Source organism: Streptococcus sp. SM3 (assembly GCF_027497875.1).
Map to the genome: position 1 here is coordinate 1 of NZ_JAJNSA010000217.1, position 1,238 is coordinate 1,238.

Annotated in this window: 2 protein-coding genes; one reads left to right on the forward strand and one right to left on the reverse strand. The window is 46.8% G+C overall.

Annotated elements, in window-relative coordinates; translation table 11 throughout:
• The coding region (locus tag PAN06_RS14300) for a transglycosylase domain-containing protein (RefSeq protein WP_269796663.1) at positions 1-694 on the reverse strand (694 nt) is incomplete at its 3' end.
• Between the two features lie 103 nt (positions 695-797).
• Here PAN06_RS14300 and PAN06_RS14305 point away from each other — a divergent pair.
• On the forward strand, positions 798-1,238 hold a 441-nt coding region (locus tag PAN06_RS14305), incomplete at its 3' end, for a pseudouridine synthase (RefSeq protein WP_269796664.1).

The following is a 1,238-nucleotide window of genomic DNA, read 5'->3' on the forward strand; positions in this document are numbered from 1 at the left end:
CCTCAATTCCCCAAACCCCATTTCCAAAATAGGCATTGTTGAGGTACATGGTAAGGATTTCTTTCTTACTGTATTTCTTATTGATTTCAAGCGCCAGGAAGAATTCCTTAGCCTTGCGCTCCACCGTCTGGTCCTGAGACAGGTAAGCATTCTTGGCTAGCTGCTGGGTGATGGTCGACCCACCACCTGAGCGACCCAGGGTCAAAATCGCTAAGAAGAAGCGACCATAGTTGATCCCGCTATTCTTGTAAAAGCTCCGGTCCTCTGTTGCGACCACGGCATTTTGCAGATTCTCACTAATGGCATCGAGTTCGACATAGGTTCCTTTTTGCCCGGTCAAACTTCCCGCCTGGTCCCCATTCTTATCATAGATAATGGTAGTCGCCTTCAGTGCATTCTGCAAATCCTTGACGTTGGTCGTCTTTGCGAGGTAGAAGAGATAGCCCCCTGTCAAGAGGCTAAAGCCTAGCCCAATGATCAGGAGAATCTTGGTCAAATGGAATCTGCGCCAAAAACGACGGAAGGGGTGTTGAGAGAGAGGCTTGCTTCTGTGCTTGCCTGAGCGACTATAGGTCGGCTCTACTGTCTCTTCCGGTAGTTCCGTGTCTGGCACTTCTTCTGCCACCGCTTTGGGTGGATGATCCTTTCTAAAAAAAGTGATCAGGTTTTCAAATAATTCTTTTATTCTATTCATACCTGTTATTGTAACACCTTATCCTTGTCCTAGCAAGAAAAGATAGCTCATCCCCTTCTCCCATTTAGTTTTCTTTAAGCTTAGATTTTGCTACAATAGGGTCATGAACTATCAATTTACCATTCCACAATCCTTTCCCCAGATGACTGTGAAAGAGTTGCTTGAGGACTACTTCCTCATTCCCCGTAAGATCCGGCATTTTTTACGAACCAAGAAACACGTCTTGGTCAATGGCGAGACCATCAACTGGCAGAGCCCCGTTCAAAAAGGAGACCAGATCCAGCTGATCTTTGACGCGGACGATTACCCTGAAAAAGAGCTCCCAGCCGGAGACCCGAGTCTGGTCGAAGAACTCTATCAGGATGAGCATGTCATCATCGTCAATAAGCCTGAAGGCATGAAAACCCATGCCAATGAGCCGACAGAAATTGCTCTTCTCAACCATGTTTCCAGCTATGTTGGATCTACCTGCTACGTCGTGCACCGCTTAGACAAGGAAACCAGCGGAGCGATTTTATTTGCCAAAAATCCTTTTATCCTGCCC